The sequence below is a fragment of the Pseudomonas viridiflava genome (assembly GCF_003702045.1).
Lineage (GTDB): Bacteria > Pseudomonadota > Gammaproteobacteria > Pseudomonadales > Pseudomonadaceae > Aquipseudomonas > Aquipseudomonas viridiflava_C.
On sequence record NZ_RBTP01000012.1, the window covers coordinates 233,871 to 259,007 of the forward strand.

25 protein-coding genes and 1 other RNA gene are annotated in these 25,137 nt (G+C 61.3%); 17 read left to right on the forward strand and 9 right to left on the reverse strand.

Features of this window, described 5'->3' with window-relative positions; translation table 11 throughout:
* Positions 1-88: 88 nt before the first annotated feature.
* On the forward strand, positions 89-1,255 hold the full coding sequence (locus ALP40_RS03120) for a putative zinc-binding metallopeptidase (RefSeq protein ID WP_122206825.1): 1,167 nt from the start codon (positions 89-91) through the stop codon (positions 1,253-1,255).
* Between the two features lie 217 nt (positions 1,256-1,472).
* On the opposite strand, the gene ALP40_RS03125 is transcribed toward ALP40_RS03120, so the two are convergent.
* Complete coding sequence (locus tag ALP40_RS03125; protein ID WP_122206826.1) at positions 1,473-1,961, reverse strand: N-acetyltransferase; 489 nt, start codon at positions 1,959-1,961, stop codon at positions 1,473-1,475.
* A gap of 203 nt (positions 1,962-2,164) precedes the next feature.
* Between ALP40_RS03125 and ffs the strand changes: the two genes are divergently transcribed.
* Both ffs and ALP40_RS03135 read left to right on the forward strand, forming a co-directional pair.
* An RNA gene (gene ffs, locus ALP40_RS03130) (signal recognition particle sRNA small type) lies at positions 2,165-2,261 on the forward strand.
* A 268-nt stretch (positions 2,262-2,529) separates the two neighbouring features.
* The gene (locus ALP40_RS03135) at positions 2,530-3,654 is read left to right on the forward strand and encodes a mechanosensitive ion channel family protein (protein WP_122206827.1); all 1,125 of its coding nucleotides are present in this window, start codon (positions 2,530-2,532) and stop codon (positions 3,652-3,654) included.
* 8 nt (positions 3,655-3,662) lie between these two features.
* Here the strand turns inward: ALP40_RS03135 and acpA are convergent, their stop codons facing one another.
* Entirely contained in the window at positions 3,663-5,348 is a 1,686-nt protein-coding gene (gene acpA, locus ALP40_RS03140; RefSeq protein WP_122206828.1) for an acid phosphatase, read from the reverse strand.
* A gap of 222 nt (positions 5,349-5,570) precedes the next feature.
* On the opposite strand from acpA, the gene dnaX reads away from it, so the two are divergent.
* Positions 5,571-7,772: a DNA polymerase III subunit gamma/tau gene (dnaX, locus tag ALP40_RS03145; protein WP_122206829.1), complete on the forward strand. Its 2,202-nt coding sequence runs from the start codon at positions 5,571-5,573 to the stop codon at positions 7,770-7,772.
* Positions 7,773-7,832: 60 nt separating this feature from the next.
* Complete coding sequence (locus tag ALP40_RS03150; RefSeq protein ID WP_002552818.1) at positions 7,833-8,159, forward strand: YbaB/EbfC family nucleoid-associated protein; 327 nt, start codon at positions 7,833-7,835, stop codon at positions 8,157-8,159.
* 147 nt (positions 8,160-8,306) lie between these two features.
* Here ALP40_RS03150 and ALP40_RS03155 read toward each other — a convergent pair whose 3' ends face one another.
* From ALP40_RS03155 to ALP40_RS03165, 3 genes are all read right to left on the reverse strand, one after another.
* A complete protein-coding gene (locus ALP40_RS03155; RefSeq protein WP_122206830.1) occupies positions 8,307-9,773 on the reverse strand; it encodes an aldehyde dehydrogenase family protein in 1,467 nt (488 codons plus the stop codon).
* Positions 9,774-9,942: 169 nt separating this feature from the next.
* Entirely contained in the window at positions 9,943-10,338 is a 396-nt protein-coding gene (locus tag ALP40_RS03160; protein WP_122206831.1) for a RidA family protein, read from the reverse strand.
* A complete protein-coding gene (locus tag ALP40_RS03165; RefSeq protein ID WP_122206832.1) occupies positions 10,328-11,479 on the reverse strand; it encodes a DSD1 family PLP-dependent enzyme in 1,152 nt (383 codons plus the stop codon). Before ALP40_RS03165 ends, ALP40_RS03160 begins: the two co-directional genes overlap by 11 nt.
* Before the next feature lie 95 nt (positions 11,480-11,574).
* Here ALP40_RS03165 and ALP40_RS03170 point away from each other — a divergent pair, with 95 nt between their 5' ends.
* Complete coding sequence (locus tag ALP40_RS03170) at positions 11,575-12,459, forward strand: LysR family transcriptional regulator (protein ID WP_122206833.1); 885 nt, start codon at positions 11,575-11,577, stop codon at positions 12,457-12,459.
* Between the two features lie 207 nt (positions 12,460-12,666).
* Positions 12,667-13,269, forward strand: a complete 603-nt coding sequence (gene recR / locus ALP40_RS03175; RefSeq protein WP_122206834.1) for a recombination mediator RecR — start codon at positions 12,667-12,669, stop codon at positions 13,267-13,269.
* Positions 13,270-13,298: 29 nt separating this feature from the next.
* Here the strand turns inward: recR and ALP40_RS03180 are convergent, their stop codons facing one another.
* Positions 13,299-13,622 carry an EscU/YscU/HrcU family type III secretion system export apparatus switch protein gene (locus ALP40_RS03180; protein WP_122206835.1) on the reverse strand — a complete coding sequence of 108 codons (324 nt, stop codon included), beginning with the start codon at positions 13,620-13,622 and terminating at the stop codon, positions 13,299-13,301.
* Positions 13,622-15,238, reverse strand: coding sequence for a flagellar hook-length control protein FliK (locus ALP40_RS03185; RefSeq protein ID WP_122206836.1), 1,617 nt, complete (start codon positions 15,236-15,238; stop codon positions 13,622-13,624). Before ALP40_RS03185 ends, ALP40_RS03180 begins: the two co-directional genes overlap by 1 nt.
* 190 nt (positions 15,239-15,428) lie before the next feature.
* On the opposite strand from ALP40_RS03185, the gene ccmA reads away from it, so the two are divergent.
* The 10 genes from ccmA to ALP40_RS03235 are packed head-to-tail and all read left to right on the forward strand — an operon-like array spanning position 15,429 to position 22,833.
* On the forward strand, positions 15,429-16,070 hold the full coding sequence (gene ccmA, locus ALP40_RS03190) for a cytochrome c biogenesis heme-transporting ATPase CcmA (RefSeq protein WP_122206837.1): 642 nt from the start codon (positions 15,429-15,431) through the stop codon (positions 16,068-16,070).
* Positions 16,067-16,738, forward strand: a complete 672-nt coding sequence (ccmB, locus tag ALP40_RS03195; RefSeq protein WP_122206838.1) for a heme exporter protein CcmB — start codon at positions 16,067-16,069, stop codon at positions 16,736-16,738. Before ccmA ends, ccmB begins: the two co-directional genes overlap by 4 nt.
* A 55-nt stretch (positions 16,739-16,793) precedes the next feature.
* Positions 16,794-17,588 carry a heme ABC transporter permease gene (locus ALP40_RS03200; protein WP_122206839.1) on the forward strand — a complete coding sequence of 265 codons (795 nt, stop codon included), beginning with the start codon at positions 16,794-16,796 and terminating at the stop codon, positions 17,586-17,588.
* A complete protein-coding gene (gene ccmD / locus ALP40_RS03205) occupies positions 17,585-17,761 on the forward strand; it encodes a heme exporter protein CcmD (protein WP_122206840.1) in 177 nt (58 codons plus the stop codon). The genes ALP40_RS03200 and ccmD overlap by 4 nt, the downstream gene beginning before the upstream one ends.
* A complete protein-coding gene (gene ccmE / locus ALP40_RS03210) occupies positions 17,758-18,225 on the forward strand; it encodes a cytochrome c maturation protein CcmE (protein ID WP_122206841.1) in 468 nt (155 codons plus the stop codon). Before ccmD ends, ccmE begins: the two co-directional genes overlap by 4 nt.
* Before the next feature lie 3 nt (positions 18,226-18,228).
* Positions 18,229-20,202, forward strand: coding sequence for a heme lyase CcmF/NrfE family subunit (locus ALP40_RS03215; RefSeq protein ID WP_122206842.1), 1,974 nt, complete (start codon positions 18,229-18,231; stop codon positions 20,200-20,202).
* Positions 20,199-20,735 carry a DsbE family thiol:disulfide interchange protein gene (locus tag ALP40_RS03220; RefSeq protein ID WP_122206843.1) on the forward strand — a complete coding sequence of 179 codons (537 nt, stop codon included), beginning with the start codon at positions 20,199-20,201 and terminating at the stop codon, positions 20,733-20,735. The genes ALP40_RS03215 and ALP40_RS03220 overlap by 4 nt, the downstream gene beginning before the upstream one ends.
* Positions 20,732-21,208 (forward strand): cytochrome c-type biogenesis protein, encoded by a 477-nt coding sequence (locus ALP40_RS03225; protein ID WP_219853626.1) that lies wholly within the window; start codon positions 20,732-20,734, stop codon positions 21,206-21,208. The genes ALP40_RS03220 and ALP40_RS03225 overlap by 4 nt, the downstream gene beginning before the upstream one ends.
* Positions 21,205-22,398 carry a c-type cytochrome biogenesis protein CcmI gene (ccmI, locus tag ALP40_RS03230; RefSeq protein ID WP_122206845.1) on the forward strand — a complete coding sequence of 398 codons (1,194 nt, stop codon included), beginning with the start codon at positions 21,205-21,207 and terminating at the stop codon, positions 22,396-22,398. Before ALP40_RS03225 ends, ccmI begins: the two co-directional genes overlap by 4 nt.
* 27 nt (positions 22,399-22,425) lie before the next feature.
* Entirely contained in the window at positions 22,426-22,833 is a 408-nt protein-coding gene (locus ALP40_RS03235) for a hypothetical protein (protein ID WP_122206846.1), read from the forward strand.
* A 70-nt stretch (positions 22,834-22,903) separates the two neighbouring features.
* Here the strand turns inward: ALP40_RS03235 and ALP40_RS03240 are convergent, their stop codons facing one another.
* Both ALP40_RS03240 and ALP40_RS03245 read right to left on the reverse strand, forming a co-directional pair.
* The gene (locus ALP40_RS03240) at positions 22,904-23,902 is read right to left on the reverse strand and encodes a sulfate ABC transporter substrate-binding protein (protein WP_122206847.1); all 999 of its coding nucleotides are present in this window, start codon (positions 23,900-23,902) and stop codon (positions 22,904-22,906) included.
* A gap of 100 nt (positions 23,903-24,002) precedes the next feature.
* Entirely contained in the window at positions 24,003-24,836 is an 834-nt protein-coding gene (locus ALP40_RS03245; protein WP_122206848.1) for an ion transporter, read from the reverse strand.
* Between the last annotated feature and the right edge of the window lie 301 nt (positions 24,837-25,137).

The window sequence follows — 25,137 nt, forward strand, 5'->3', positions numbered from 1 at the left end:
TTCGCCTTTATTCACTGGGCCCAATTATATTTTGAACCCCTGAAGCTCCCGCACGATCTAGTCCATGCAAGGCCCACGGGAGATCGCCATGTATCGCTTTTTCGAACAATTGAGTTCACGTATTACCGCGCCCTTTGTCGGTGAAACCAAACGCAACAGCAAAGTCTGGCAATGTCAGTGCGGACAATCGGTGTTTTTCCCTAATACCCAATGCCTGGCGTGCTCGGCAGCACTGGGTTACCTGCCGGAGCAGGGCCGTATTGCGGCGCTGGAGCCGGGGCCTGAGCCTACCACATGGCGTTTGAGCGATGAGCCGGGTGCAGGTGTCTATCGACGCTGCGCCAATCTCGACACGCCGGCTGCGTGCAACTGGTTGTTTCCGGCCCACAACATGGGCGAGTTCTGCGTAGCCTGCAGCCTGAATCGCACCATCCCTGACCTGTCCATCCCGGAAAACGGTGAGCGCTGGCGTAAGGTCGAAACCGCAAAGCGGCGTCTGGTCGCACAGTTGATTTCATTGGGCTTGCAGGTCATTCCCAAGGCAGTCGATGAAGAAGCCGGGCTGGCGTTCGACTTTGTCGGCGTAGATCTGGAAGGCAATCTCCCCACCACTGGCCACGCCAATGGCCTGATCACGCTGAACATCGAAGAGGCCGACGACGCGCACCGCGAAGCCATGCGCGTACAGATGCACGAACCTTACCGTACCTTGCTTGGCCACTTTCGCCATGAAGTCGGGCACTACTACTGGGACAGGCTGATCGCCAATACCTACTGGCAGGAAAGCTACCGCAACCTGTTTGGCGACGAGCGAGCCAGTTATGCCGACGCGCTGGATCACCATTATCAGAACGGTGCGCCTGATAATTGGCAGGAAAGCTTCGTCAGCGCGTACGCCACCATGCACCCGTGGGAAGACTGGGCCGAAACCTGGGCGCATTACCTGCACATGATGGATGCGGTCGACACGGCGCTGGGCTTTGGCATGAGCGCACGCGACATGGAGCTCGACTACCAGCCATTCCCGCTGGAAACGCTGTTCGACCCACAGCACCCTGGCGGCCCGGCGTTCTTGTCGTTCGTCAACGCCTGGATCGAACTGGCGGGGATGCTCAACGAGCTCTCACGCAGTATGGGTCAGCCGGATTTCTACCCGTTCGTGCTGTCGCCCGCGGTCATCGCCAAGCTGCACTTCATCCATCTGGTAATCCAGGATGCCGGTGGCAAGGCGGATGAGGTGTTGCAGGCGCAATAAACAGTCGGGAAAAGACACCCGACCGTGGGCGGCGGCTTGCTGGCGATGGCGTTGATGCGTGTATCAGCTGATCTGCGTGATCGCACATGGCCGGCCAGCCGCCTCTTATCAAGCAACCTGTAATCCACTGAAGAAACGCGTTTTTGTGGGAGCGGACCGGGCGGCGCTCCGTCGAAGACGTGGTGGTGCCGCCGACTAGAGCATGCCTTGGCGTTCGTCAAAGCTTCAACACTAGCCGCCGCTCAAAGCCTATCCGTCCGCGGTAGGCTTCGCCGGTATCGATCCAGCCTTGCCCCACATACAGCCCGATAGCTGCCGCATTGTCGGCATCCACCGAGAGCATCAGTTGCGTGATGTCGGGCCACTTCAGACTCAACGCCGCTGGCAGCGCTTTCAAGCATGCCTTGCCTAATCCCTTTCCCTGTTCGCGACGATCGATTTGCAGTGCATGCAGGGTCGCGGTCGCCTCTTCCAGTGCCCAGTGCGGCAGGCAATCCCCACGTTTGAGCATGAAAAAACCTTTGGGCAGCTCATCGATCAGCAGCACGAAACCCGCAATGTTGACGCTGGGATTGACGAGAAGTGTGTTAAGCGCGGCGTGGATATCGCCCGAAAACTGAATCTGTTCCGGCGCGATCTCCAGCGTTTCGAGCTGCTGACACTGGGTTGGAGTGAGTTCTTCGTAGCTGACCAATCGAGTCTGCATGGGCAACCTGTCGGCTGAGGGTGATCGGACGGGCAGGGTACAGGATCATTCTGTCTCTCTTCCAGCGCCCGAAGCCCATCCCGGCCCCGTCACACAAGTGCTTGAGCCTGATCGAAATTTTTATCCAGCCAGTGGTTGTAAACTCGTTCCAGACCGGTACAATGGCGCGGCTCGCCAACTGGTGAGCGTCGTTATGGTGACCCCATCGGTCCCCCCGCAACGATTACCCGTGAACCTGGTCAGATCCGGAAGGAAGCAGCCACAGCGGGAACATTGTGTGCCGGGGTGTGGCTGGTGGGGGCACCACCTTAACGAACCTCTGTCGGTCCTCGACGCAGCATTACCTCCCAACATCCAATCTCCTGTTGCATCCCCTTCAAAGCCTCGCGTCTGAAAAAACAGGGCTGATGCACGAAGTCGGCAAATAATCTGAACACTCGCGTCAGCAGACCACCTAAAACCCTACGCGTCGCTTGAAACCGTTTTACGGCAAGGGGCATATCGGGTCGCTGCGGGTGTCAAAGGCTTTTCGGTCGGGCGTCTCGCAGCTATGCAGCCGGAGGACCGAATGGAACATGACATCATCCTTTTTTTCACCGAATCGGAATTTTTAGGCATTTCACTGGCGAACTGGATTTTGGCCATCGTCGCTTCGACGCTGAGCTTCGTCCTGGTTCGCGGTGCGATTGGTTTTGTATTGCGCAAGATCCGCACGCGTTCATCCGCGCCCAACGCGCAGTTGAGTTATATCGCCGTTGAGGTGCTATCCGGCACCAGCAATACGCTGATTTTGCTGGCGTCACTGCTGATCGGCGTCGGCATGCTCGATCTGCCGGAGCGCTGGCTCGGGCGTGTCAGCAGCCTGTGGTTCGTGGTTGCGGCGCTCCAGGTCGGGCTGTGGGCGAACCGGGCGATTGCGCTGGCGTTGTATCGCTATTTTGCACGGCACAGTACGACCAGCACTTTTCAGGGCAGCGCGCTGGCGACCTTGAGTCTCTGGGGTGCGAAGGTTCTGTTGTGGGCCACGGTGCTGATGGCAATGCTGTCCAACGTTGGGGTCAACATCACGGCGTTCGTAGCCAGTCTTGGCGTGGGCGGTATCGCCGTGGCGCTGGCGGTGCAGAACATTCTGGGTGATGTGTTCGCTTCGCTGGCCATTGCCGTGGACAAGCCCTTTGAGATCGGCGATTTCATTGTGGTGGGCACGTTGTCCGGTACGGTTGAGCATGTGGGCCTCAAGACCACGCGCATCCGCAGTCTGGGCGGCGAGCAGATCGTCATGGCCAATGCCGACATGATCGGCAGCACCATTCAGAACTACAAGCGATTGCAGGAGCGGCGCATCGTGTTCGACTTCAGGCTGACCTACGACTGTTCCGTGGATCAGGTGCGTGAAGTGCCGAAGAAGGTCGAAGAAATCATCCGCCGCCAGAAGAATGCGCGCTTCGACCGTTCGCACTTTCGCAGCTTTGGCGAAACGTCGCTGGAGTTCGAGACGGTCTACATCGTGCTCGACCCCAGTTACAACATCTATATGGATGTGCAGCAGGCGATCAATCTGGACATCATGGAAGCGTTTGCCGACATGGATGTGCGCTTCGCCTTTCCGTCACGCACGGTGTACGTGGCATCCTTGCCCGAGTCCAGAGCGTCGAAGCAGACCGCTCTGGAGATGGACAACGTTCAGGCCTGACACCCGATTCAGGCCTTGTGGTGGCTGAACTGCAAGGCATTGGTCAGATCACCCATCGGCTGTTGCCCGCGGGCGATCATTGCGTCGTCGCGGCGTTTGAGGCCGTCGAGCTTTTCCAGGCCGTGAACACGGGTGATCAGGCGCAGGATCGATGCCGTGTCGTAAACCGTATGGTCGACCGTGCCCTTGCGGGCGAACGGTGAGATGACCAGCGCCGGAACGCGTGTGCCGGGGCCGAAACGGTCGCCTTTGGGCGGCGCTACGTGGTCCCACCAGCCGCCGTTTTCATCCACGGTGATCACGATCACCATGTTTTCCCACTGCGGACTGTTGCGCAGCACCTTGACCACACGGTCTATGTGTCGATCACCCGAGGCCACGTCGGCGTAGCCCGCGTGCATGTTCAAGTTGCCTTGAGGTTTATAGAACGTGACGGCAGGCAGCTTGCCGGCTTCAGCGTCGGCCAGAAAGCGGTTGGTGCTCGACTCGTCACCCAGGCCGCCGTCACGCAACCGGCGTTTGCGCTCGGCAGGGTTTTGCGGGCCTTGCTTCACGAAGTAGTTGAACGGTTGGTGATGGTATTGGAAGTTGGGGATCTTGGGGATGCCGGTAGAGTCCTTGAATTCATCCAGCGTGACCTGCCACGCGCCTGCGTACCACGCCCAGTCGATGTCTTTTTTCGACAGCTTGTCGCCAATGTGCTCATGGCTCTGAGGCACCAGCACGTTGGCCAGATCCGGTTTGGAGTAGTCGGGGTTTTGCGGATCACGCAGCCAGGTAGGCCAGTAGGGCGGGGCCAGGGTGTTGACCGCGTAGCCGTCCGGGGTGATCGCGCTGGGGCCGAACTGTGGCGGTCCTTCCATCGCGCTGGCGGGGGACTTGTCCAATGGCTTGAGGCGCGGGTCTTGCGGGTCGTCACTTTGCAGCGTCGCGATCTGCGATTTGGCAGGCGAGTTTGCAGCGTCGGGGTAGACCGGCGCCGTCGCTGAAATCAGGTACTGGTGGTTGAGGAACGAGCCGCCGAAGGCACCCTGGAAAAAGTTGTCGCACAGCACGAACTCTTTCGCCACGTCCCACAGGCGCAGCGAATATTGCGTCTGTGCGTAATGGCCCATCGTCAGACCGCCGGAATCGGCCCAGGCCACGAAGTGGTCGTTTTTGCCTTCGTTGATCTGCATCTGGTTCTGATAGAACACATGCCACAGGTCGCGGGTGACTAGGCTCAGCGGCAAGTCTTCGCTGTTCGGCCCTTTGAGCGGGAAGGGCGCATTGGGCAGATTTTCCTGAAACTGCACGCCGGCCGGGTAGCTGACCCCATCCACGCTCTGCGGACCGACCTGCAATACGCCGCCCCAGGCTGGCGGGAGTTTTTCCAGTAGATGGCCATCTCGGTCGCGCTGTTGATAGTCGGCAGGCTTAAGTGCAGACAACGGTTTCTCTACGCCTGGGAAATTGCCAAACAGGTTATTGAAGCTGCGGTTTTCCGCGTAGATCACCACGACCGTCTTGATGTTGTCGCTCAAGGCTTTGTCCAGCGCGGCACCGGTCAGGTGTTTTTCAGCGGCAGCCGGTGGCTTTTCACCCGCAGTGACATAACTGCTGAGCGTAACCCCCGCGCCTAGCGCCGCCATGCCGCCCAGAAAGCGACGACGGCTGGGGTGGAGGGTGGAATCGTCGTCGGGTCTGTCGGTCATCGCGAATACCTGTCTGAATTATGTGTTACCAAAGATTTCAGGCGAGCGTAGCGATGGAATATGACGCTATTGCTACAACGCCGGCAGCCTCTTTTGATGAAAACATGTTCATGGGCAGGCAAATTCGGCCGTCAGGCCACAATAAGCAGGACACCGGATGCAATTTTGTCCCTGCTCGGCTAGCATTGGCGGTCTTCCGCTTACCAGTCGCGACGGTTTTCAATGAGTTATCAGGTTCTTGCACGTAAATGGCGTCCGCGCTCGTTCCGCGAAATGGTCGGCCAGACACATGTGTTGAAGGCCCTGATCAACGCGCTCGACAGCCAGCGCCTGCACCACGCCTATTTGTTCACCGGCACCCGTGGCGTGGGCAAGACCACCATCGCGCGCATCATCGCCAAGTGCCTGAACTGCGAAACCGGCATTACCTCAACGCCCTGCGGCGTGTGTTCGGTGTGCAAAGAGATTGATGAAGGCCGTTTCGTCGACCTCATCGAGATCGACGCCGCGAGCCGTACCAAGGTCGAAGACACCCGCGAGCTGCTGGACAACGTGCAATACGCGCCCAGCCGTGGTCGCTTCAAGGTCTACCTGATCGACGAAGTGCACATGCTGTCCAGTCACTCGTTCAACGCCTTGCTCAAGACGCTCGAAGAGCCGCCGCCCTACGTCAAATTTATCCTCGCAACCACCGATCCGCAGAAGCTGCCGGCGACCATCCTGTCGCGCTGCCTGCAGTTTTCCCTGAAGAACATGACGCCGGAACGCGTGGTCGAGCACTTGACCCACGTGCTGGGTGTCGAGAACGTGCCGTTCGAAGACGACGCGCTCTGGTTGCTGGGCCGCGCTGCCGACGGTTCGATGCGCGACGCCATGAGCCTGACCGATCAAGCGATTGCCTTTGGTGAAGGCAAGGTCATGGCCGCCGACGTTCGCGCCATGCTGGGCACGCTGGATCATGGTCAGGTGTTCGACGTGCTGACCGCGTTGCTGGAGGGCGATGCCCGTGGCGTGCTCGAAGCCGTGCGCCATCTGGCCGAGCAGGGGCCCGACTGGAACGGCGTGCTCTCGGAAATACTCAACGTGCTGCACCGCGTGGCGATTGCCCAGGCGTTGCCTGAGGGCGTCGACAACGGTCATGGCGACCGTGATCGGGTGTTGGCGCTGGCGCAAGCGCTGCCTGCCGAAGACGTGCAATTCTATTACCAGATGGGCCTGATCGGTCGACGTGATCTGCCCTTGGCTCCGGACCCGCGTGGCGGCTTCGAGATGGTGCTGCTGCGCATGCTGGCGTTCCGGCCTGCCGACAGCGATAACGCGCCGAGGCAGCCGCTAAAGCCAGTGGGGATCAGCCAGGCCACGGTTGATTCCCAGAAGGCGGTGGCCGATGCGACCCCTGTTGCATCGGTCGCTTCCCGACCGCCTGTCATGGCTGCACCTGATCCAGCGTTCGAAGCGACGGTTCCAGAGCCTGAGCCGGTAAAGCCTGCGCCTGCGCACCCAGAGCAGAAGCAGGCTGAGCCCACACAGCCCACACCCGTACAGCCCGAGCCTGTGGAAGACATCGACCTGCCGTGGAACGAGCCTAAAGCGCCCGCTGCCGAGAAGATGCCTGAAACCGTTGCGCAACCAGCTGAAACGCCTGTTGCCGAGCCAGTACTGGAAACCCTCGGCGAACAGCCCGATCTGACCCCGATGCCGACGCCCGCGCCTGCGAGTCCGGTGCCTGATGCACCGCAGATGGATGAGCCGCAGGAGCAAGAACTGCCAGCCGAGGAGCCTAAGCCGGTTGCCGAGCAGGCTGTTACCCCTGCGATGCTCGAAGCCATCCCGGATGCGGCGTATCTGTCTGCGCCGATGGATCGCGACGATGAGCCACCACCGGACGACGATTATGTCGAGCCGGATGTGGACATCGATCCTGCCTCTTACGCTTATCTGGATGAGTTGGCGCACGAGAGCGTCAGCGACGCCGAACCGGTCGAGCCAGAACCCGCACCGGCCGCGATGCCCGCGACAGGACTTGCCCTGGAATGGCTGGAGATGTTTCCCGGCTTGCCAATTTCCGGCATGACCGGCAGCATCGCTGCCAACTGCACGTTGATGGGCAAGGAGGGTGACCACTGGTTGCTGCACCTGGACCCGGCGCACAGTGCGCTGTTCAACGCGACTCAGCAGCGTCGTCTGAACGATGCGTTGAACCAGTTCCTGGGGCGCACGATCAATTTGTCTATCGAGCTGATCAAGCCTGAGCAGGAAACCCCTGCCCAAGCCGCTTCGCGTCTGCGTGCCGAACGCCAGCGACAGGCCGAGGCCTCGATTCACGCCGACCCGTTCATCCAGCAGATGCTGCAACAGTTTGGCGCGATGATTCGAGAGGATACGATCAAGCCTGTGGACGCTCCGGCAGCGCAGGCTCAATAACTGACGGCACGGCGTTTAAGCGCCGCGCCAACGAACCATCCATATTCGAGGAGATTTCCCATGATGAAAGGTGGCATGGCTGGCCTGATGAAGCAGGCCCAGCAAATGCAGGAAAAAATGGCCAAGATGCAGGAAGAACTGGCCAACGCGGAAGTCACCGGTCAATCGGGCGCAGGCCTGGTGAGCGTGGTGATGACCGGTCGTCATGACGTCAAGCGCATCAACCTGGATGACAGCCTGATGCAGGAAGACAAGGAAGTGCTGGAAGACCTGATCGCCGCAGCCGTCAACGACGCTGTGCGCAAGATCGAACAGGCCAGCCAGGACAAGACCGCTTCCATGACCGCCGGCATGCAACTGCCGCCGGGCATGAAGCTGCCGTTCTGACGGTCGCTCTTGCGGGTATCAATGCCAGGCCATGTGCCTGGCATTTTTTTGGGCGCAGGATTGTGTCTGCCACTGAACCCTCTATGTGGCCAGAGGAATAGGGCGTTCCGCGTCCCGGCGTACCGACTGACGCGTCCGCTGCCGGGTTCACTCCGCCCCAAACCCCACAATCGCTTTGGTTTCCAGATACTCCTCGAACCCCTGCACGCCATACTCGCGCCCGTTGCCTGAACGCTTATAGCCACCGAACGGTGCCATCGGATTCCAGGCCGGGTAGTTGAGGTGCACTTGCCCGGCGCGGATCCGCGAGGCCACGGCGCGTGCCTGCTGCAGGTCCTCGCCCTGTACATGGGCGCCCAGCCCGTACACCGTGTCATTGGCGATGGCGACCGCTTCGTCGAGGGAGTCGTAGGCGATCAGACACAGCACCGGGCCGAAGATCTCCTCCTGAGCGATGCGCATCGAAGAGTCTACGTCGGAGAACACGGTCGGCCGGGTGTAAAAGCCTTTTACATGGCCCTCCACGCGGCCCGGTCCGCCACAGATCAGTTTAGCGCCTTCGCCGATGCCCGCCTCCATCATCGCCTGCACGCGATGAAACTGGGCTTCGTTGGCGATCGGGCCCAGTACGGTGTGTTCCGATTGGGGGTCGCCCACGATGATCGCGTTGGCGGTTTCGATGGCCAATGCTTCGACGTCTGCCAGCCTGTCCCTGGGCACGATCATGCGGGTCGGAGCACTGCACGATTGGCCGACGTTACGGAATGCCGCCATGACGCCCAGCGGTACGGCCTTGGCGAAGTCTGCATCCGGCAGCAGCACGTTGGGGGACTTGCCGCCCAGTTCCTGGGTGACGCGTTTGACGGTTGGTGCCGCCGCCTGCGCGACAAGCGCGCCCGCGCGGTTGGAGCCGGTGATGGAAATCATGTCGATGTCGGGGTGGGCCGCCATCGCGCCGCCGACGTCAGGGCCGTTGCCGTTGACCAGGTTGAATACCCCGGCAGGCAGCCCGGCGTCGTGTATCAGTTTCGCGAACAACAATGCGCTCAAAGGGGACAGTTCGCTGGGCTTGAGCACCACCGTGCAGCCTGCGGCGATGGCTGGCGCGACCTTGGCCGTGATTTGGTACAGCGGCCAATTCCACGGTGTGATGAGACCGCACACCCCGATGGGTTCGCGCTGAATCGCGGTGGTGCCTTCGACGGTTTGAAACGGATACGTCGTCAGCAGATCCCGGGCAACCCGAACGTGTTCAGCCGCCAGTGGAACCTGCATGGCCCGCGCCGAGCTGATCGAGGCCCCCATTTCCAGCGACAGCGCCTGCGCCAGATCTTCCTTGCGTTCGATGATCAGCTTGTGGAGCCGGCCGATCACCTTGGCCCGCGCTTCAGGCGAGGTAGCAGACCAGGCAGGGAAGGCCGCCCGCGCTGCCGCCACTGCGCGATCCACGTCCGCGGCCGAGCCGCTTGCAACGTGTGCGACGACTTCTTCGGTGGCCGGGTTGATCACCGGCAGGGTCGCCGGAACCACGGGCGAGCACCAGCGGCCATCAATGTAAAGCTGCTGCGCGGTCTGCGGATCGACGCGATGGCTGTTCAAGGAATAGGTAGTCATCCAGCGGGCTCCCCGGAGCGATAAAGGATCGACGGCAGTGGATGGCCTGTGAAGCCAATCCGTTTCATATCAATAAGCTAACAAAGCGATCTGGATAAAAAGCGCCGATCTGTAGGGCTGCGAAGAATAATCTGCTGTATGCGGCCTGCTAAGCGCATACAGCCGGTTTTCAGCTACAACGTTTATGTGCGAGCGCTTCGATTTCGATCAGATAGCCGTGGTGCAGTTCTGGAACCGGCACCACGGCACGGGCCGGACGGTGTTCGCCCAGAGACCCGGCATAAAGACGGTCGAACGCAGGCCAATGGGTTACACCAACCACGTAGACCGTGACCTTGATCAGGTCGTCGGCGCTGCACCCGGCGGCATTGAGAATCGCCAGCAGGTTGTCCAGCGCGACGGCTGCCTGGACCTCGAACGGCTCGTCGACACTGTGGCTGCCGTCGGCGCGCACCGGCAGTTGTCCTGAAACATGCAGCACGCCCTGATGCAGCACCGCCTGGGAATAATGCCCGCCCGGCGCTGCGGCGCGGGGCGTGCTGATCAGTTCGATATCACCAGCCATGTAAGCGACCCCACGTGTTTACGTCACCTTCGCCATCCAGCGCGTGGTAGTCGGGGAATTGCGCCCCCGTGGCACAGGCGTGGTTTGGCAGGATGCGCAGACGGCTGCCGATCGGGAAGTGCACAGTGATATCGCTGCTATCCTGGGCGGCAAGGGTGACGATGCCGTGCTCCTGATTGGCACCGGTGACGCGCGCACCCTCGATCCAGTCGCCCGTTTCGGTACAGACCTGGCCATAACCGAAATCCTGCCGCTGGCGCTGGGTGCCGCGATCTCGGCTCATGGCCATCCAGCCGGCATCGACGATGATCCAGCCTTTGTCCCGCTGATGGCCGATGACGGTGGTCAGCACGCTCAAAGCCAGTTCATCGGCCGCGCACACACCAATGTTATGCATGACCAGGTCGAAGAACACATACACACCGGCCCTGACTTCGGTTACGCCTTCCAGGTTTTGCGCCGACAAGGCGGTTGGCGTCGAGCCGATGCTGACACCGGGGCAGGGCAGTCCTGCGTCACGGAGGCGCTCCGCAGCCCAGACGCACAGATGGCGCTCCTGTTCGGCCATCGCTTGCAGTGCGTTGGGCGTATCGAGGTCGTAGCTGGAGCCGGCATGGGTCATCACGCCGCGCAGTTGCTGGCCGCCCTCGACCAGCACGCGGGCGACATCCAGCAGCATGTCGTCATCAGCCGCCAGGCCGGATCGATGACCATCACAGTCGATCTCGATCCACACCTCGAAACGTTCGTCCTGCGCCTGACCGAACGCAACGATGCTCTGCGCCGCGACGACGCTGTCCGTCAGGATGCTCAGGCGGCATCCCTTGCGGCGCAGCGCCAGGGCCTGGCCCAGCTTGCCGGGGGCAATGGCGACGGCATAGAACACATCGTCGATGCCATCGGCGAAACAGTGTTCGGCTTCTTTAAGGGTCGAGACCGTGACACCGCTGGCACCGGCGGCCAGCTGCGCCTGGATGACTGGCAGGGATTTGCTGGTCTTGACGTGCGGACGTAAACGCACCCCAAGGTGGTTCATGCGTTGCTGCATGCGCTGAATATTGCGCTGCATGCGCGGCACATCGATCAGGGCGACAGGGGTGTCGAAGGCAGGCGGAACGCGGTGTATCGAAGGCGCTGACATGAGGGTTGCTCGGGTGGCTGGGGACATGTCCACTCTACTCACCGAGCATGAAGCTGTGGTTCAATCGCGTGTCATCAATCCTTAAGCTGAACTGAATGATTGCCATCGAAGATTTGCGTCTGGCCGTCACCTTGTCGCGTTGCGAATCGCTGAGTGCCGCAGCCAGAATCCTCAACGTTTCGCCCCCAGCGCTGTCGATGCGGTTGCGCAAGCTGGAAGCGCAACTGGGCATCATCCTGGCCAATCGCGATGCCCGCCGCTTGAGCCTGACCGCCGACGGAGAACGTTTTGCCCGGGAAAGCGCGTACTTGCTTGAGCAGTTGGAGGCGCTGCCTGAATCGTTCAAACAGCATGACGAACGTCTGGTCGGCACGCTCAGGTTGGCCGCGCCTTTCGGGTATGGCCGCCAGCGCATTGCGCCGCTGCTTGCACGTTTTGCCAAGCTGCACCCTCAGTTGCGATTGCACCTGGATCTGCGTGAAACACCCTGGCCTGATCGGCACGACAGCGATGCGGTGATTCACATCGGCAGCCTCAACGACAGCCTGTGGATCGCCCGCCCGCTGGCCCACAACAACCGCTGGCTGTGCGCCAGCCCGGACTATCTGGAGCAGCACGGGATGCCTGCCTCGCCTGACGAACTGGCCCGGCATCGCTGCATCTGTATTCGGGAGAATGACGAAGACGTGACCCTCTTGCACATGCACAAGGGTGCCACGAAAAAGACCTTGCGCATCGAGCCTGCGCTGTTGAGCAACGATGGCTCCGTCGCCCGCCGCTGGGCCGAGCAGGGACTGGGTATCGTCCTGCGCTCGGAGTGGGACGTCAGCGACGCCATCGCCCGCGGCGCATTGGTGCGGGTGCTTGCCGACTGGCAATTGACCAGCGCGCCAATCAACCTGCTGGTGCCGGTGCGCAAACAACGCAGCGCAAGGGTGCAGGCGTTGATGGAATTTCTGGAGGGGGCGTTGAAGGGGTGAGGGTGTTCGTCATTATCAAGGCCGTACTCAGAGGGTGGGGGCGAGCTCGCTCCTACGCACGTTGGAAACAGTTCACCAACGTTGCACATCGCAATCGGCTTGAGCCGTAAACCCCGACTATTGGTCGCAGCCCCTCATCCCCGAATTGACGCTGGCAGCAACGCGCGGGTATAAACCGCGTCTTGTGTTTTTGTCGGATTTTTCTTCATGAGCTTCAGCCCCCTGATTCGCCAGTTGATCGATGCCTTCCGCGTACTGCCGGGTGTGGGTCAGAAAACCGCGCAGCGCATGGCGTTGCAGCTGCTGGAGCGTGATCGCAGCGGCGGTTCGCGACTGGCGCTGGCCCTGAGTCAGGCGATGGAGGGGGTCGGTCACTGCCGTCTGTGCCGCACGCTGACTGAGGAAGAACTCTGCCCGCAATGTGCCGACACGCGCCGCGACGATACGCTGCTGTGCGTGGTCGAAGGGCCGACGGACGTGTATGCCGTGGAGCAGACTGGCTATCGCGGTCGTTACTTCGTGCTCAAGGGCCATTTGTCGCCACTCGACGGCCTTGGCCCTGACGCCATTGGCATCCCGCAGTTGATGGAGCGTATCGCCGAGCAGTGCACCTTCACCGAAGTCATCCTGGCCACCAATCCGACGGTGGAAGGCGAGGCGACTGCTCACTACATCGCTCAGTTGCTCAACCAGAAGGGCCTGATCGCCTCACGCATCGCCCACGGCGTACCGCTGGGCGGCGAACTGGATCTGGTGGACGGCGGCACGCTGGCGCATTCCTTTGCCGGGCGCAAACCGATCGCGATGTAGCAACGCTTCGTCGTTGCAGGCGTTTGGCCTTAGCGAAGCGGCGTAATATCCCGCTCCACGGGGGGGGCGTCCGGGTCCTGGCCTGCGGGGAACTTGCCCTTCAAATGCCAGGCAAAGGCAATGATTTCGGCGATGGTGCGGTACAGCGGTTCGGGAATGCTGTCACCCAGTTCCATGCGCGCCAGCAGTTTGACCAGCTCGGCGTTTTCGTAGATCGGCACTTCGTATTCGCGTGCAATGTCCAGAATGGCTTCGGCCAGTTGATCGTCGCCCTTGGCGCTCAGTGTCGGGGCGCTTTGTCCGTCGTAGGTGAGCGCGATGGCCTGGCGAGGTGTATCAAGGGTTTGTGTCATCAGGCGTTCTCGTCAATCCAGCGTTGTTCGACCGCCGTTCGCGGCCCTTGGGGCGGTGCGCCGTGGTTGCAGGCCAGTTCACCGACGGACAGGCCACAGGCAATCAACCGCTCGCGCAAATGCCCCAGCTCCTGCCCGATCAGCGCGGCGCTGTCGGGTCGCTCTGCCCATAACTGGCTCGACAACGTACCGCGCAACAGTTGGGCATGCACCTGCATTGGCCCCAGTGGATCGAGGTCGAAGGCCAGGTCCACCTTCCAGAGCTTTTCCCGGGTTTCCTGAACGTCGCCGTCGCCTTTTTCGTTGGCCGTGTCCTCGTCCGGTTTGTCTTCGCGCTGCACCTTCACCTGCAACGGCACGAGGTCGTGAGCGTTGCGCATCGGCACTTCCATCTGCCAGGTGGTGACCTGCGTACCGTCAGCGTTGGTGCGTGTCTGGTCCAGACCACCCAGTTGATGGCTCTGCACGCGTGAAACGGCAGCGGCGGCCAGTTTGAGAAGGATTTCCAGATCGCCTTCCTTCTCGCCGCCGACCGAACGCGATGGCAACGGAAACACACTGGGCTGGGTGCGTGCCGCCACCAGCCCCAGGGTGCCCAGCGCGTTGCGAATGGCGTTGGGCATGACCCGTGCCAAGGTGTTGGCCGCCGCCGCAGCATTGTAGGACGCGTTGTCAGGCAACCCCGGCAGAACCTGGGCAATCAGGCGCATCAGGTTGGCCTTCATGTCCGGCACCTGCATCGGATTCAGGCCGGCCTGCAATCTGGCTTCCAGAAACACGCCGCTGGCGTTCAGGGCCTGGGCGACGGTTCTGGGTGATGTCATCTGTTCGACATCCGGAATGTCGGCCAGCAATTGATTGATGCTCGCCTGCAACGGCGCGCTGATCGCCGGGCTGTTGCGCGGCAAGGTCTGCAGCACATTGATCAGGTTTTCCAGCGAGCCTTGGCGGCTCTGCTGGGTCGCGAGTTGCTGCGCCACCGCCAACTGGTCGAACCGACCGGGCAGGGCGACGAAATTAAGTGCCTGATTGCCCTGCACCTGAGCGCTGAGCAAGCTGCCGACTTTCAACGGCTGAGGGCTGTCGATGGTCAGGCTGGAACCTGCGAGGGCGGTATTGAGCAGCATCACGATCGAGCGGTAGGTCGCCGGTGTTGCCGCCGCCGAATTCGGAAGGGCGCTGGTCAACTGATCGACGGCCTGGGCCATGATCTGGGTGGTCAACACCTTGCCTTGCAGCAGTGTGCCAACGGGCAATTGCCGGGTATCGATCGTGGTCAGCGAGTTTTTCAGCGCGCTGTTGAGCTGCTGCAGAGTCAGGGTCAGTTCATTGGGCGAGGCCTGCGTCAACTGCAACAGGCTGCCAGGGGTGAACGGCACGGTGCTGCTGACCGGCAAATTGGCCTGAGTACCGTTGGCGAGTATCAGCTTGAGCAGCAACTGAAAGTTCTGATCAACCTGCTTGAGGGTCAGCACTTCGGCTTCGGCGGTCTGGCCTTCCGGTATCAGTTGAGCGGAGGCCTGGAGCAGTGTCAGGACCTGCGCCTGGGTAATCGTGGCGCGTAGCTGCGCAGCCGTCGGGGCTGTTGCAGGAACACTGGTGATATCGCCTGTCATTGAATAGTCGACCTGAGGAAATTGCCCCTTGGGTGTCAGGAGTCGTATGTATAATACCGACCCAAAGCGGTCTGGCCGTCATTAAGTTCCCTTCATTTAACGGCCGTTTCATGCTCGACTTGAACTGCCATTTCCTCCGTTTGTGCTGTTTTCGGCGCATTTCGAGACACCGCGACACTGGAAGCGCTCGATGACTGCTGCGACCCCACTTCTGCAGGCCACTGCGCTCACATGCGAGCGTGATGGACGCCTGCTGTTCGAAGACCTCGATCTTGCGCTGCATGCCAGCGAGATGCTGCAGGTCAGCGGCCCCAATGGCAGTGGCAAGACCAGCCTGTTGCGATTGCTGTGCGGGCTGATGCAACCCACTTCGGGGCAGGTATTGCTCAGCGGGCGGTCGGTGAGTCGGCAGGGCGCCGAGCTGGCCGGGTACTTACTGTGGATTGGCCATGCGTCGGGACTGAAGCAGTGGCTGACGCCGCTGGAAAATCTCTCCTGGCTGTATGCGCTGCATGGATCCGGCGAGCCTGCCGACTTCGACCGGGCGCTCGACACTGTCGGTCTGGCCGGTTTCGACGACGTACCTTGCCATACCCTGTCCGCCGGCCAGCAACGCCGCGTTGCGCTGGCACGACTGTATGTGCCGAGTCCGCCCATATGGATGCTCGATGAGCCGTTCACCGCCCTCGACCCGCAAGGCATCGCCCAACTGGAAGGGCGTCTGGCTGAACATTGCGCGGGCGGCGGCGTGGTTGTCCTGACCACTCATCATGACTTGGTCCTCAAACCTGCCGGTTATCGACAACTGGATCTGGGAAGCAGGCCGGTATGAGCAACGTGTTCGTCCTTTTGTTGCAGCGCGAGGCGCGATTGCTGGTTCGCCGTCCTGCAGAGCTGGCCAATCCGCTGATTTTCTTCGCCATCGTGATTGCGATGTTTCCGTTGGCGGTCGGGCCGGAAGCGCAATTGTTGCAAACCTTGTCGCCTGGTCTGGTCTGGGTGGCGGCGCTGTTGGCCGTCCTGCTCTCGCTGGACGGGCTGTTTCGCAGTGATTTCGAAGACGGATCGCTGGAGCAGTGGGTCCTTTCGCCGCACCCCCTGGCCCTTCTGGTTTTGATCAAGGTGCTGGCACACTGGGTCTTCTCGGGACTGGCGCTGGTGCTGGTCGCACCGGTGCTGGCCTTGATGCTGGGCTTGCCCGCAGGTTGCCTGCCGGTGCTGATGCTGTCGCTGCTGTTGGGCACGCCGGTATTGAGCCTGCTGGGCGCGGTCGGCGCTGCGTTGACGGTCGGGCTCAAGCGCGGTGGTCTGTTGCTCGCGCTGTTGATCCTGCCGTTGTATATACCGGTGTTGATTCTGGGCAGTGGCGCGTTGCAGGCCGCTCTGCACGGCATGCCAGCGACTGGCCATCTGCTGTGGCTGGGCAGCCTGACGGCACTTGCGGTTACCCTGACACCCTTTGCGATAGCGGCTGGCCTGAAGATCAGTGTCGGCGAATAATTGAGGTTCCGCGGCCTGCCTGTCGGGCGCTCGGTAAAACCCTGGATACACCGTGATGAAAAGCGATTCACTCAAAAAGAGCAGCATCGGTTGGGCCTGGCTGCACCGGCTCGGCTCGCCGAAGGTTTTCTACGGCCTCAGCACGCGCCTGTTGCCGTGGCTGAGTGTCGCGGCGCTATTACTGATCGGCATGGGTGTGGTCTGGGGCCTTGCGTTCGCGCCACCGGATTACCAGCAGGGCAACAGCTTTCGCATCATTTATATTCATGTGCCTGCCGCGATGCTGGCCCAGTCCTGTTACGTGCTGCTGGCGATCTGTGGCGTAATCGGGCTGGTGTGGAAGATCAAACTTGCGGACGTGGCCCTGCAATCAGCCGCTCCCATCGGCGCATGGATGACCGCGCTGGCGCTGGCGACCGGCGCGATTTGGGGCAAACCAACCTGGGGCGCCTGGTGGGTCTGGGATGCGCGCCTGACCTCGATGCTGATTCTGCTGTTTTTGTATGTCGGGCTGATCGCGCTGGGTAATGCCATCAATCACCGTGACAGCGCGGCCAAGGCGTGTGCGGTGCTGGCAATCGTGGGAGTGGTGAATATCCCGATCATCAAATACTCGGTCGAGTGGTGGAACACCCTGCATCAGGGCGCGACGTTCAGCCTGACCGAAAAACCGACCATGCCCGCCGAAATGTGGCTGCCGTTGCTGTTCACCACGCTGGGGTTTTATTGCTTTTTCGGTGCCGTGCTGTTGATGCGCATGCGCCTTGAGGTGTTGAAGCGTGAATCACGTGCCCAGTGGGTGCAGGCTGAAATCCTGCGCTGCCTCGGTCAGCCGGAGCGCACAACGTGAGTTTTGAATCATTCGGCGACTTTTTGGCAATGGGCCGCCACGGACTCTTCGTCTGGTCCGCGTATGGCCTCTGCCTGCTGGTGCTGCTCATCAACGTGGCGTTGCCGGTAGCAGCGCGTCGCCGCTACCTGCAACAAGAGGCGCGTCGTGTGCGTCGGGAGAAACGCACGTGAATCCACTGCGCAGAAAGCGCCTGTTGATCATCCTGGCGGTTGTAGCGGGCGTCGGTCTGGCCCTGACGCTGGCCCTCAGCGCATTGCAGGAAAACATCAACCTGTTCTACACCCCAAGCCAGATCGCCAATGGCGAGGCGCCCATCGATACCCGCATCCGGGCGGGCGGCATGGTCGAAAAAGGTTCGTTGCAACGCTCGGCCGACTCGCTCGACGTGCGCTTTGTGGTGACCGACTTCAGCAAGTCCGTGACGATCACTTATCGCGGCATCCTGCCGGACCTGTTCCGCGAAGGGCAGGGCATCGTCGCACTGGGCAAACTGAACGCACAAGGCGTGGTGGTCGCCGATGAAGTACTGGCCAAGCACGATGAGAAATACATGCCCCCCGAAGTGACCAAGGCGTTGCGCGACAGCGGCCAGGCCGCACCGGCTGCGCCTCCCACTCCATCGAAACAGGGTTGATCCATGATTCCCGAACTCGGCCATCTGGCCATGATTCTGGCGCTGTGCTTTGCCCTCGTGCAGGCCGTCATTCCGCTGATTGGCGCGTGGCGCGGCGACCCGCTGTGGATGGGGTTGGCGCGCCCTGCGGCGTGGGGCCAGTTCAGTTTCCTGATCTTTGCGTTCGGTTGCCTGACCTACGCCTTCATGGTGGACGATTTCTCGGTCGCTTACGTCGCGCAAAACTCCAACACGGCGTTGCCCTGGTTCTACAAGTTCAGCGCCGTATGGGGCGCGCATGAAGGTTCGCTGCTGCTCTGGGCTCTGATTCTTGGCGGCTGGACCTTTGCGGTTTCGGTGTTCTCGCGTCATCTGCCGCAAGTAATGTTGGCGCGCGTGCTGGCCGTGATGGGCATGATCAGCCTGGGTTTTCTGTCATTTCTGATTCTGACCTCCAATCCGTTTGCGCGAATCCTGCCGCAAATGCCAGCCAACGGACGCGATCTCAACCCATTGTTGCAGGACATCGGCCTGATCGTGCACCCGCCGATGCTCTATATGGGCTACGTCGGTTTTTCCGTGGCGTTCGCCTTTGCCATCGCGGCGTTGCTAGGCGGACGACTGGATGCCGCCTGGGCCCGTTGGTCGCGTCCCTGGACGTTGGTGGCCTGGGCTTTTCTCGGTGTCGGGATCACCTTGGGTTCCTGGTGGGCCTACTACGAGTTGGGCTGGGGTGGCTGGTGGTTCTGGGACCCGGTGGAAAACGCCTCGTTCATGCCCTGGCTGGTGGGCACGGCACTGATTCATTCATTGGCCGTCACGGAAAAGCGCGGCGTGTTCAAGAGCTGGACCGTACTGCTGGCCATCGCTGCGTTTTCCCTGAGCCTGCTGGGGACCTTTCTGGTGCGCTCGGGGGTGTTGACCTCGGTACACGCGTTTGCCTCCGACCCCGCCCGCGGCGTGTTCATCCTGATCTTCCTGTTGATGGTGGTGGGCGGCTCGCTGACCCTTTTTGCGATTCGTGCCCCAGTGGTGAGAAGTCAGGTCGGCTTTGGCCTGTGGTCGCGGGAGACGTTGCTGCTGGGTAATAACCTGGTGCTGGTGGTAGCGGCGTCGATGATCCTGCTCGGTACGCTGTACCCATTGGTGATCGACGCCATGAGCGGCGCAAAAATGTCCGTCGGTCCGCCGTACTTCAACGCCTTGTTCGTGCCGCTGATGGGGCTTTTGATGGTGGTGATGGCGGTGGGCGTGCTGGTGCGCTGGAAAGACACTCCACTCAAATGGCTGCTGAGCATGCTGGCCCCGGTACTGGTCGCCAGCGCAGGGCTGGCCGTGATCGCTGGCTGTGTGCTGGGCGATTTCCAATGGGCTGTGCTGGCGACGTTCATGCTGGCGGCCTGGGTGCTGCTGGCTGGCATGCGTGACCTGCTCGACAAGACCCGTCACAAAGGCTTGATCAACGGCGCGCGAGGCCTGCATCGCAGTTACTGGGGCATGCAACTGGCGCACCTCGGGATTGCCGTGTGCGCGCTGGGTGTGGTGCTGTCGAGCCAGAATAGCGCCGAACGCGACCTGCGTCTGGCGCCTGGCCAGTCCGTCGAGCTGGGTGGCTACGTATTTGTGTTCGAAGGCGCAAAGCATTATGAAGGACCGAATTTCACCTCCGATCGCGGCACGATCCGGGTTTTGCGTGATGGCGAAACGGTCACGGCGTTGCATCCGGAGAAACGCCTGTACACCGTCCAGCAGTCGATGATGACCGAGGCGGGCATTGATGCCGGTTTCAGTCGTGACCTCTATGTCGCGCTGGGCGAGCCTTTAGGCGAGGGCGCCTGGGCGGTGCGTGTGCATGTGAAACCGTTCGTGCGCTGGATCTGGCTGGGTGGCCTGCTGACCGGGCTGGGCGGCGTGCTGGCAGCCATAGACCGGCGTTATCGCGTCAAGATCAAAGGCCGGGTGCGTGACGCACTCGGTTTGTCGGAGGCCACCGCATGAAGCGCTGGATCATGGTGTTGCCGCTGGTGGGCTTTCTCGGCGTGGCGGCGGTTCTGTTTCGCGGTTTGTACCTGGACCCGGCCGAGCTGCCGTCGGCCTTGATCAACAAGCCGTTTCCCGAGTTTTCCTTACGTGAAGTGCAGGGTGAGCGGACATTGACCCGTGCCGATCTGCTGGGCAAGCCTGCGCTGGTCAATGTCTGGGCGACCTGGTGCATCGCCTGTCGCGTAGAACACCCGGTACTCAACCGGCTGGCGCAGCAGGGCGTGGTGATCTATGGCGTGAACTACAAGGACGCCAACGCCGATGCGCTCAAGTGGCTCAAGGACTTTCATGATCCCTATCGGCTCAATATTCGCGACGACGAAGGCTCGCTGGGCTTGAACCTGGGGGTGTACGGCGCGCCGGAAACCTTCCTGATCGATGCCAAGGGTGTGATTCGTCACAAGTACGTTGGCGTGATCGACGATACCGTCTGGCGCGAGCAGCTTGCCGCGCTGTATCAAGGGCTGGTCGACGAGGCCGGACCATGAACCGGTCGCTAAGCGCTGTACTGCTGATGGTGGGGCTGGCGTTTTGCGGTCTCGCTCAGGCGGCCATCGACGCTTACACCTTTCGTGACGAGGCCGAGCGCGCACGCTACGCCGAGCTGACTCGCGAGCTGCGGTGCCCCAAGTGCCAGAATCAGGACATCGCCGATTCCAACGCGCCGATTGCCGCAGACCTGCGCAAGGAAATCTACCGCATGCTGGGCGAAGGCCGGAGCAATCAGCAGATCATTGAGTTCATGGTCGATCGTTATGGCGATTTCGTGCGCTACAAGCCCGCCCTCACCAGCCGAACCTGGCTGCTGTGGTTCGGTCCGGCAGGCCTGCTGCTCGGCGGTCTGGCGGTGATGACCGTGATCGTAAGACGTCGCCGCGATCTGACTGCCGGGCACGTCGATACGCTGTCCGATGAGGAGCGGCAACGCCTCGCCCATTTGCTGGATGAACACCGAAAATGATCGATTTCTGGATGGCAACCGGGCTGTTGCTGCTGGTGGCGCTGGGCTTTTTGCTGATACCTGTGCTGCGCGGACAACACGCACAGCGCGAAGAGGACCGCACCGCGCTGAACGTTGCGCTGTATCAGGAGCGACTCGCCGAGCTGCACCGTCAGCAGGAAGAGGGCATGCTGTCGGCGGCGCAGTTGCGCAACGCGCGTGACGAGGCCGCACGGGAGTTGCTGGCGGATACCGAAGGCACCGAGAACGTCCGCACCGCCAGGCTTGGCAAGCGCTGGCCGTTGCTGGCGGCAATAGTGGTCCCGGTCTTGGGCATGGGGGTTTATGTGCAGCTTGGGGCCAGCGACAAGGTCGAGCTGAGCCGCGAACTCTCTCAGCCGCCCACCTCGCTGGCCGACATGACCCAGCGCCTGGAGCGCACCGTACAGGCGCAGCCGGACTCGTCCGAGAGCCTGTATTTTCTGGCCCGCAGCTACATGGCACAAAACCGGCCGGGTGACGCCGCGCTGATGTTCCAGCGTGCGGCTGCGCTGGCCGGACGGCCCCCGGAGTTGCTCGGACAATGGGCGCAGGCGGTATATTTCGCCAGCGACAAGCACTTCACGCCACAGGTGCAGGCCCTGACCGATGAGGCGCTCAAGGCTGATCCCAGGGAAGTCACCAGTTTGGGACTGCTGGGCATTGCCGCCTTCGAGACCGAGCGCTATCAGGCGGCGGTCGATTACTGGACCCGCTTGCTCGATGTACTGCCTGCCCAGGACCCGTCGCGTTCGGCGCTGGAAAGCGGTATTGCCCGCGCCAGGGAACATCTGACGTCAGGTGCAAAAGCTGTGCAGGCCGCCGGCAAGCCGGTATCCATCAAGGTCCGGGTCGATCTTTCTCCTGCCCTCAAGGGCAAGGTACAGCCGCGTGACAGCGTGTTCATCTTCGCTCGCGCCATCGATGGGCCGCCCGCGCCGCTGGCGGTCAAGCGCATCACTGTCGCCGAACTGCCAGCCGAGGTCGAACTGAGCGATGCAGACGCAATGATGCCGCAGCTGAAACTGTCGAACTTCCCGCAAGTCCAATTGGTAGCCCGTGTGTCTCGCGCAGGGCAGCCGACCACCGGTGAGTGGGTCGGCCGCAGCCAGCCACTGGCCAGCGACGACGGGGCGCAGCAGGCGTTGATCATCGACAGCCCTGATAAATAGACAGTCAGACAAGAAGAGAGCCCGCTTATGTACCGCACTGCACGTATCACCTTGTTGGGTCTGGCCCTGGGCTTGAGCGCCTGTGCGGTTCAGCCACCGGCACCGACCAGTCAGGAACCGATTCAGTCCTTGCCCGGCGGTCAGGTGCCCGGCGCTCCGCGTCCCACGCCGACGCCAAGCAAACCGCCCGTCAAAGCACCGTCGAGTGGTCCGAAAACCTCGGCCAGTTTTGCGCCGCCGCCAGGCGGCAACAGCCATTGGGATGCGCGCATGGGCGTTTACGTAATGGATGACCAAGCCAATACCTTCTATCGCCAGCGCACCTATTATCAGTGGAACAACGGCTGGAGCTGGGCGACCAACCCGAACGGCCCGTGGCAGCCGACCGACGCCAGCGGCGTGCCGGCAGGGCTGGGGCGTCAGTTCAGCAACTGATTGCCAGAAATGAAAACGGCGACCTTGAGGGTCGCCGTTTTGCGGGGGGCGGGGTGGTGACTGGCCCAGGTTATTTGCCCGAGTAAATTTGATCGAACACGCCGCCGTCGATGAAGTGGGTCTTCTGCACGGTGCGCCAGTCGCCGAAGGTTTTCTCCACTGACAGGAAATCCACTTTCGGGAATCGGTCCTTGTACTTGGCCAGAATCGCCGGATCACGCGGGCGCAAATAATTGGCGGCGGCGATTTCCTGACCTTCGGGCGACCACAGGTATTTCAGGTATTCCTCAGCCAGAGGGCGGGACTTCTTGCGGTCCACGACCTTGTCCACCACGCTCACCGGCGGCTCGGCTTCTGCCGACACGGACGGGTAGACCACTTCGAACTGATCACGGCCGAATTCACGGGCGATCATTTCCGCCTCGTTCTCGAAGGTCACCAGCACGTCGCCGATCTGGTTGGTCATGAAGGTGGTGGTCGCCCCACGCCCACCGGTATCCAGTACCGGCACATGCTTGAACAGCTTGCCGACAAAATCTTTCGCAGCCGCTTCATCGCCGCCGTTCTTCAATGTGTAGCCCCACGCCGACAGGTAGGTGTAGCGACCGTTACCCGAGGTCTTGGGGTTGGGCACGATGACTTCCACGCCGTCCTTGATCAGGTCCGGCCAGTCTTTCAGTGCTTTTGGGTTGCCCTTGCGTACGATGAACACGGTGGCGGACGTGAAGGGCGCGCTGTTGTTCGGCAGACGGCTGACCCAATCCTTCGGCACCAACTCACCGTTATCGGCCAAGGCATTGATGTCGGTGGCCATGTTCATGGTGATCACATCGGCCGGCAAGCCGTCGATGACCGAACGCGCCTGCTTGCTCGACCCGCCGAAGGACATCTGTACGGTCACGTCTTCGTTTTTCTCGGCTTTCCAGTGCTTCTGGAAGGCGCTGTTGTAGTCCTTGTAGAAGTCGCGCATCACGTCGTACGAGACGTTGAGCAAGGTGGGCGCAGCCTGGGCGGCGGTCGAGAGCGCCAGGCCTGCGGCCAGTAGCGAAGCGGCGAAAAGTCTGTTCACTGCAAAGTCCTTGGAAGATGAATCGTCGTGGTCTGATGGCTCAATGCCGCGACACTAGCAGCCGCGCATCCTTGTGCCTAAATATCAAAAACGTCTGTGCTTATGCTTTATTTGCTTCTCTTGGGAAAAGCTGATTGCCGCAGCGTGAGCAGAAAGCGGCACCGTGCTCATGAAATTTCTTCGCGCACACCGGGCAATCATGCTTCAACTGCTCGCCGCGCAGGGCGTTGGCCAGCTCGGCGGTGAATATACCGGTGGGTACGGCGATGATCGAGTAACCGGTGATCATCACCAGCGACGACAGTATCTGCCCGAGTGGCGTCTTGGGCACGATGTCGCCGAAGCCCACGGTGGTCAGGGTGACGATAGCCCAATAGATGCCTTTGGGAATGCTGGTGAAGCCGTGCTCCGGCCCTTCGATCACGTACATCAGCGTGCCGAATACGGTGACCAGCGTCGACACGGCGACCAGAAACACGATGATCTTCTGCTTGCTGCCGCGCAACGCAGACAACAGATAGTTGGCCTGGCGCAGGTACGTGCCAAGCTTGAGCACCCGAAAAATCCGCATCATGCGGATGATCCGCACGATCAGCAGGTATTGGGCATCGCTGTAGTAGATCGCCAGCACCCCCGGCACGATGGCCAGCAAGTCCACCAGCCCGTAAAAGCTGAACGCGTACTTGAGCGGTCGGGGCGAGCAATACAGACGCAGGATGTACTCGATGGCAAACACCAGCGTGAAGCCCCATTCGACCCAGGCAAACACCTGCGAGTAATCGCGGTGAATGCTCTCGATGCTGTCAATGATCGTGACCAGCAGGCTGAGCAGGATGAGGACCAGCAGGATCTTGTCAAAGCGCCGCCCGGCAGGCGTGTCAGCCTCGAAAATAACGATATGCAGCCGCTCGCGGCGGCTGAGAGAGGTGTCCATTGTGCATTCCGAGTTGAAGATCGGGTGAGCCTAGGAGTAATGAGGGCTGGAGTGCAAGCGGTGGTGTCAACTCAGCTTGCCCATGCCCCGCGTGGGCATGCAGCCCGTGACGCTTTGCGTCACCTCACGGCCGGACGCGGAGCGTCCTGAGCGGCTTTACCACGCTGGAGCGTGGACGATCAGCGATACCTGACGTGTGGGAGCGAGCTCGCTCGCGAATAGGCAGTTGCAGACCCCGAAAATAGCGTGTCTGAACCATCGCTTTCGTGAGCAAGCTCACTCCCACAGGGATGCGTTAAAC

What these genes read in the sequence shown, in the direction of transcription:
- ALP40_RS03120 (WP_122206825.1), top strand. Translation starts at nt 89, where the DNA reads ATGTATCGCTTTTTCGAACAATTGAGTTCACGTATTACCGCGCCCTTT.
- ALP40_RS03125 (WP_122206826.1), bottom strand. Translation starts at nt 1,961, where the DNA reads ATGCAGACTCGATTGGTCAGCTACGAAGAACTCACTCCAACCCAGTGT.
- ALP40_RS03135 (WP_122206827.1), top strand. Translation starts at nt 2,530, where the DNA reads ATGGAACATGACATCATCCTTTTTTTCACCGAATCGGAATTTTTAGGC.
- acpA (WP_122206828.1), bottom strand. Translation starts at nt 5,348, where the DNA reads ATGACCGACAGACCCGACGACGATTCCACCCTCCACCCCAGCCGTCGT.
- dnaX (WP_122206829.1), top strand. Translation starts at nt 5,571, where the DNA reads ATGAGTTATCAGGTTCTTGCACGTAAATGGCGTCCGCGCTCGTTCCGC.
- ALP40_RS03150 (WP_002552818.1), top strand. Translation starts at nt 7,833, where the DNA reads ATGATGAAAGGTGGCATGGCTGGCCTGATGAAGCAGGCCCAGCAAATG.
- ALP40_RS03155 (WP_122206830.1), bottom strand. Translation starts at nt 9,773, where the DNA reads ATGACTACCTATTCCTTGAACAGCCATCGCGTCGATCCGCAGACCGCG.
- ALP40_RS03160 (WP_122206831.1), bottom strand. Translation starts at nt 10,338, where the DNA reads ATGGCTGGTGATATCGAACTGATCAGCACGCCCCGCGCCGCAGCGCCG.
- ALP40_RS03165 (WP_122206832.1), bottom strand. Translation starts at nt 11,479, where the DNA reads ATGTCAGCGCCTTCGATACACCGCGTTCCGCCTGCCTTCGACACCCCT.
- ALP40_RS03170 (WP_122206833.1), top strand. Translation starts at nt 11,575, where the DNA reads ATGATTGCCATCGAAGATTTGCGTCTGGCCGTCACCTTGTCGCGTTGC.
- recR (WP_122206834.1), top strand. Translation starts at nt 12,667, where the DNA reads ATGAGCTTCAGCCCCCTGATTCGCCAGTTGATCGATGCCTTCCGCGTA.
- ALP40_RS03180 (WP_122206835.1), bottom strand. Translation starts at nt 13,622, where the DNA reads ATGACACAAACCCTTGATACACCTCGCCAGGCCATCGCGCTCACCTAC.
- ALP40_RS03185 (WP_122206836.1), bottom strand. Translation starts at nt 15,238, where the DNA reads ATGACAGGCGATATCACCAGTGTTCCTGCAACAGCCCCGACGGCTGCG.
- ccmA (WP_122206837.1), top strand. Translation starts at nt 15,429, where the DNA reads ATGACTGCTGCGACCCCACTTCTGCAGGCCACTGCGCTCACATGCGAG.
- ccmB (WP_122206838.1), top strand. Translation starts at nt 16,067, where the DNA reads ATGAGCAACGTGTTCGTCCTTTTGTTGCAGCGCGAGGCGCGATTGCTG.
- ALP40_RS03200 (WP_122206839.1), top strand. Translation starts at nt 16,794, where the DNA reads ATGAAAAGCGATTCACTCAAAAAGAGCAGCATCGGTTGGGCCTGGCTG.
- ALP40_RS03215 (WP_122206842.1), top strand. Translation starts at nt 18,229, where the DNA reads ATGATTCCCGAACTCGGCCATCTGGCCATGATTCTGGCGCTGTGCTTT.
- ALP40_RS03220 (WP_122206843.1), top strand. Translation starts at nt 20,199, where the DNA reads ATGAAGCGCTGGATCATGGTGTTGCCGCTGGTGGGCTTTCTCGGCGTG.
- ALP40_RS03225 (WP_219853626.1), top strand. Translation starts at nt 20,732, where the DNA reads ATGAACCGGTCGCTAAGCGCTGTACTGCTGATGGTGGGGCTGGCGTTT.
- ccmI (WP_122206845.1), top strand. Translation starts at nt 21,205, where the DNA reads ATGATCGATTTCTGGATGGCAACCGGGCTGTTGCTGCTGGTGGCGCTG.
- ALP40_RS03235 (WP_122206846.1), top strand. Translation starts at nt 22,426, where the DNA reads ATGTACCGCACTGCACGTATCACCTTGTTGGGTCTGGCCCTGGGCTTG.
- ALP40_RS03245 (WP_122206848.1), bottom strand. Translation starts at nt 24,836, where the DNA reads ATGGACACCTCTCTCAGCCGCCGCGAGCGGCTGCATATCGTTATTTTC.